The 4302-nt window shown below is 73.9% G+C and carries 5 protein-coding genes and 1 pseudogene; 3 read left to right on the top strand and 3 right to left on the bottom strand.

The window, feature by feature from the left end; genetic code table 11:
* Window positions 1-104: 104 nt before the first annotated feature.
* The 3 genes from thiD to ACFRMQ_RS15605 all read right to left on the bottom strand — a co-directional run bounded on the left by thiD (window position 105) and on the right by ACFRMQ_RS15605 (window position 3070).
* Window positions 105-902: a bifunctional hydroxymethylpyrimidine kinase/phosphomethylpyrimidine kinase gene (thiD, locus tag ACFRMQ_RS15595; protein ID WP_380730984.1), complete on the bottom strand. Its 798-nt coding sequence runs from the start codon at window positions 900-902 to the stop codon at window positions 105-107.
* A gap of 23 nt (window positions 903-925) precedes the next feature.
* The gene (locus ACFRMQ_RS15600) at window positions 926-1951 is read right to left on the bottom strand and encodes an ATP-dependent 6-phosphofructokinase (protein ID WP_380730985.1); all 1026 of its coding nucleotides are present in this window, start codon (window positions 1949-1951) and stop codon (window positions 926-928) included.
* Window positions 1952-2104: 153 nt separating this feature from the next.
* The gene (locus tag ACFRMQ_RS15605) at window positions 2105-3070 is read right to left on the bottom strand and encodes a thiamine-phosphate kinase (RefSeq protein WP_380730986.1); all 966 of its coding nucleotides are present in this window, start codon (window positions 3068-3070) and stop codon (window positions 2105-2107) included.
* Window positions 3071-3271: 201 nt separating this feature from the next.
* Here ACFRMQ_RS15605 and ACFRMQ_RS15610 point away from each other — a divergent pair, with 201 nt between their 5' ends.
* The 3 genes and pseudogenes from ACFRMQ_RS15610 to ACFRMQ_RS15620 all read left to right on the top strand — a co-directional run.
* Window positions 3272-3505 carry an Lrp/AsnC family transcriptional regulator gene (locus ACFRMQ_RS15610; RefSeq protein WP_380730987.1) on the top strand — a complete coding sequence of 78 codons (234 nt, stop codon included), beginning with the start codon at window positions 3272-3274 and terminating at the stop codon, window positions 3503-3505.
* Between the two features lie 34 nt (window positions 3506-3539).
* Window positions 3540-4058, top strand: a complete 519-nt coding sequence (locus ACFRMQ_RS15615; RefSeq protein ID WP_380730988.1) for a DUF3515 family protein — start codon at window positions 3540-3542, stop codon at window positions 4056-4058.
* A 27-nt stretch (window positions 4059-4085) separates the two neighbouring features.
* Window positions 4086-4223: pseudogene (locus ACFRMQ_RS15620) on the top strand (Bcr/CflA family drug resistance efflux transporter); the annotation flags it as partial.
* Window positions 4224-4302 lie beyond the last annotated feature (79 nt).

Consider the following 4302-nt stretch of genomic DNA (forward strand, 5'->3'; position numbering starts at 1 on the left):
GGGGGGGGGTTTGTTTTTTGGGGTCCGGGGCTCGGGGTTTGCCGGACCGGGGGGGGGGGGGGGGCCCCCCCGGGGGCCCCCCCACCACTGTTTTCCCGGCTCGCTCAGCGCCAGCGCCAGGCGTGGTCGACCGGCCCGATCCCGGCGCCCAGGGCGAAGCCCCCGGCGATCGCGCCGGTGATGTACTCCTTGGCCGAGGCCACCGCCCGCGGCAGTGGTTCGCCCTTGGCGAGGCCCGCCGCGATCGCGCTGGCCAGGGTGCAGCCGGTGCCGTGGGTGTGCCGGTTGTCGTAGCGCGGCGCCCGGAACCAGTGCACCTCGTCCGGCCCGCCGTACAGCAGGTCGGCGGCCTCGCCCGGCAGGTGGCCGCCCTTGACCAGCGCCCAGCGCGGCCCGAGGTCGACCAGCGCCTTGGCGGCGTCCAGCATCTGCGACTCGTCCTCGACGGTCAGCCCGGTGAGCTGGGTCACCTCGTGGAGGTTGGGGGTGGCCAGGGTGGCGACCGGCAGCAGCTTCTCCCGGACGGTGGCGACGGCCTCGGCGACCAGCAGCGCGTCCCCGTGCTTGGAGACGCCGACCGGGTCGACGACCACCGGGGCGTCCACTCCGGCGAGCAGCTCGGAGACGGTCTCGACCAGTTCGACGGACGCGAGCATGCCGGTCTTCACGGCCTGCACCCCGATGTCGTCCACCACGCTGCGGAACTGCGCCCGGACGGCTTCGGCGGGCAGTTCCCAGTAGCCCTGGACGCCGAGCGAGTTCTGCGCGGTGACGGCGGTGATCACGCTCATGCCGTGGACGCCGAGGGCGAGCATCGCCTTGAGGTCGGCCTGGATGCCGGCGCCGCCGCCGGAGTCGGAGCCGGCGACGGTCAGGACGCGGGGAGGTGCGGTGGAGGACATGCCCTCAACCTACCGGCGCCGGTTCACAGCACCGCCTCGGACTCCGTCCAGCGGTCCTTGGGCACCGTCTTCAGCCGGGTCACCGCGTCGCCGATCGGCAGCATTTCGATGCCGGTCCGGCGCAGCGCGGTGAAGTGCCCGAACGCCCCCTGGTGGACGGCCTCCACCGCGTGCCAGCCGAACCGGGTGGCGAGCACCCGGTCGTAGGCGGTCGGGGTGCCGCCGCGCTGGACGTGGCCGAGGATGACCGGGCGGGCCTCCTTGCCGAGCAGGTTCTCCAGCTCGTGGGCGAGCCGGTTGCCGATCCCGCCGAAGGTCCGGTGGCCGTACTGGTCGACCTCGCCGTGGTCGAAGCGCATGGTGCCGGGCACCGGGGACGCGCCCTCGGCGACGGCGATGATGGCGAACTTCTTGCCGCGCGCGAAGCGGTCCTCGATTATCCGGGCCACCGCCTCGATGTCGAAGGGCTTCTCCGGGATGAGGATGCCGTGCGCCCCGCCCGCCATGCCCGCGGTGAGGGTGATCCAGCCGGTGTGCCGGCCCATCAACTCGACCACCATGACGCGCTGGTGGGACTCGGCGGTGGTCTTCAGCCGGTCGATCGCCTCGGTGGCGACGTGCACCGCGGTGTCGAAGCCGAAGGTCACGTCGGTGGCGTCGATGTCGTTGTCGATGGTCTTCGGCACCCCGACCACGGGCAGCCCCGCGTCGCTGAACAGCTTGGCGGCGGTCAGCGTGCCCTCGCCGCCGATCGCGATCAGCGCGTCGATGCCGATCTCCCGGGCCAGCGTCTTGGCGTTCTCCACCGCCCAGGCGATCCGGTCGCGGCGCACCCGGGCCGAGCCCAGGACGGTGCCGCCGAGGGTGAGCAGGCCGGTCACGTCGTCGTGCGAGACGGTCCGGGTGCGGCCCTCGATCAGCCCGAGGAAGCCGTCCAGGATGCCGACGATCTCGTCGCCGTGGACGTCGGTGCCGCGGTGCACCACCGAGCGGATCACCGCGTTGAGGCCGGGGCAGTCGCCGCCGCTGGTCAGGACACCGATGCGCATGTCTGGGGTGCTCCCGCTCGCCGTGGTCGGAACCGCCCGCGCCGGACCGACGGGCGGGCGGGGATGCCGTCAAGCGTACGCACAACGCGCCCCCGAAGCCCGTCCCCGACCGTCCGGAGCGTCATGTGCCGCGCGCCGCAGGGCGCGTTCCGGCTACTCGGCGAAGTGGTCCCAGCCGCCGACCCGGTCCCAGGGCGCGCCGTCCACCGTCACCCGGCCGCTGCGGCTGCCCGTCGGGCGGCCGGTCACCTCGCCCACCACCCGCCAGCGGGCCGGGAGTTGGACCCCACGGGGGAAGGTGGCCACGATCGCGTGGTCCTCTCCGCCGGCGAGCACCCAGACCAGCGGGTCCACCCCGACCGCCTGGCCGATGTCCGCCATCTGCGCCGGGACGTCGAAGTCGGCGGCCTTCAGGTCGATGTCCACCGCGCTGGCCCGGGCCACGTGGCCGAGGTCGGCGACCAGCCCGTCGCTGACGTCGATCATCGAGGTCGCGCCCAACTCGGCCGCCGCCGGGCCCGCGTGGTAGGGCGGTTCGGGCCGACGGTGCGCCTCGACGAAGGCGCGCGGGGAGCGGAAGCCGCGCTGGAGGACGGTCAGTCCGGCGGCCGACCAGCCGAGCCAGCCGGTCACCGCGATGACGTCGCCGACCTGCGCTCCGGCGCGTGTCACCGCCGCGCGCCCCTGGAGGTCCCCGAGCGCCGTGATGGCCAGCGTGACGGTGTCCCCGCGCACCACATCGCCGCCGACCACCGTCGCCCCGGCGACCTGGCACTCGTCCCGCAGCCCGTCCATCAGCTCGGTGGCCCAGGTGGTCGGCAGGTCGGCGGGGGCGACCAGGCCGAGCAGGATGGCGGTCGGCACCGCTCCCATCGCGGCCACGTCGGCGAGGTTCTGGGCGGCGGCCTTGCGGCCCACGTCGTAGGCGGTGGACCAGTCCCGGCGGAAGTGCCGGTTCTCGATCAGGACGTCCGTGGTGGCCACCACCCGACCGTCCGGGGCCTTCACCACCGCGGCGTCGTCCCCGGGGCCGAGGTCGACCGCGTCGGTGAGCGGTACCCGGGCGGTCAGCTCCCTGATGAGGCCGAACTCGCCGAGCTCGCCCACGGTCCCCTGCATCTGCCGTCCTCTCGCGTTTCCATCCCGATCTGGCTCCCCCGCGCGCAGCGTACGCCCTTCCGGGGACGCGGGGTCTCCCCCGTCCGCCCCGCTGCGCGGTAGCGTGGTGATCAGCCTGCCGTTCGAGCCCTTCCCCACCCCCGACCCCTGACCGGGCGACCGCGGCGGCGATCCCACCCACCGGCTGCCGGAGGTCCCCCCGTGGTACAGGCCTACATCCTGATCCAGACCGACGTCGGAAAGGCCACCGCGGTGGCCCAGACCATCGCCGAGATCCCCGGTGTGATCACCGCCGAGGACGTCACCGGCCCCTACGACGTGATCGTCAAGGCCGAGGCCGAGACCGTCGACGAACTGGGCCGCATGGTGGTGGCCCGGGTCCAGAAGGTCGAGGGCATCACCCGCACCCTCACCTGTCCCGTGGTGCACCTCTGAGATCCGCCGCGGCGGGCCCGGTTACCATCGGCGGGTGGCCAGAGAACTGCGTGTCCCCAAGGCACTGACCGCCCTGCCGACCCCGGTTCGCTGGCTGGCCCTGCCCGTCGCCCTGACCTGCTCGGTCGTGGTGCTGGTCGGCAGCTGGGGCCCGGCCGATCCCAAGGTCGAGGTCCCGCACCCGAGCGGCAGGGCGGCCGACTACTGCCGGTCGCTCGCCGCCGCGCTGCCCGCCGAACTGCTCGGGCACGCCCGCAAGGACCCGTCGCCCGCCTCGCCGTACGTGGCCGCCTGGGGCGGTTCGCCCCGGACGGTCCTGCGGTGCGGCATCGACCGGCCGGAGGAGCTGAACGGCGAGCACGCCATGGACCTCTCGCCGTCGGTCGACGACCTCACCTGGTGGTCGCAGGAGCTGGACGACGGGAGCTACCGCTTCGTCGCCACCATGCGCGCCGCCTACGTCGAGGTGCTCTCCCCGGCCGGCGTCTACGGCAGCCCGCTGGACCCGGCCGCCGCGCTCACCCCGCTGGTCAAGGCCAGCATCCCCGGCTGAGCGGGACGTGCGGAGGGCGGGCCGGGAGTCCTGACCGTCGTCGGCGTGCTGCTCACCTTCGTCGTCTGGAAGTGGCTCCACGAGACACTTCCCGCGGCGGAGCGGCACACCGGCGGTGTCGGCGACGCGCTGCGGACCATGCGCGGGCTGCTGGCCGACGAGATCGAGCGGAAGATCAAGGGCAAGCTCGGCATCGGCCCCAAGCTGGAGGAGCCGGCCGAGGGCGCCGAGGAGGCCGCCGCGG

The sequence above is a fragment of the Kitasatospora sp. NPDC056783 genome, from assembly GCF_042789895.1.
Lineage (GTDB): Bacteria > Actinomycetota > Actinomycetes > Streptomycetales > Streptomycetaceae > Kitasatospora.

Bases quoted from the DNA above. Each gene is read 5' to 3' on its own strand.
- ACFRMQ_RS15600 (WP_380730985.1), bottom strand. From the start codon at position 1,951: ATGCGCATCGGTGTCCTGACCAGCGGCGGCGACTGCCCCGGCCTCAAC.
- thiD (WP_380730984.1), bottom strand. From the start codon at position 902: ATGTCCTCCACCGCACCTCCCCGCGTCCTGACCGTCGCCGGCTCCGAC.
- ACFRMQ_RS15605 (WP_380730986.1), bottom strand. From the start codon at position 3,070: ATGCAGGGGACCGTGGGCGAGCTCGGCGAGTTCGGCCTCATCAGGGAG.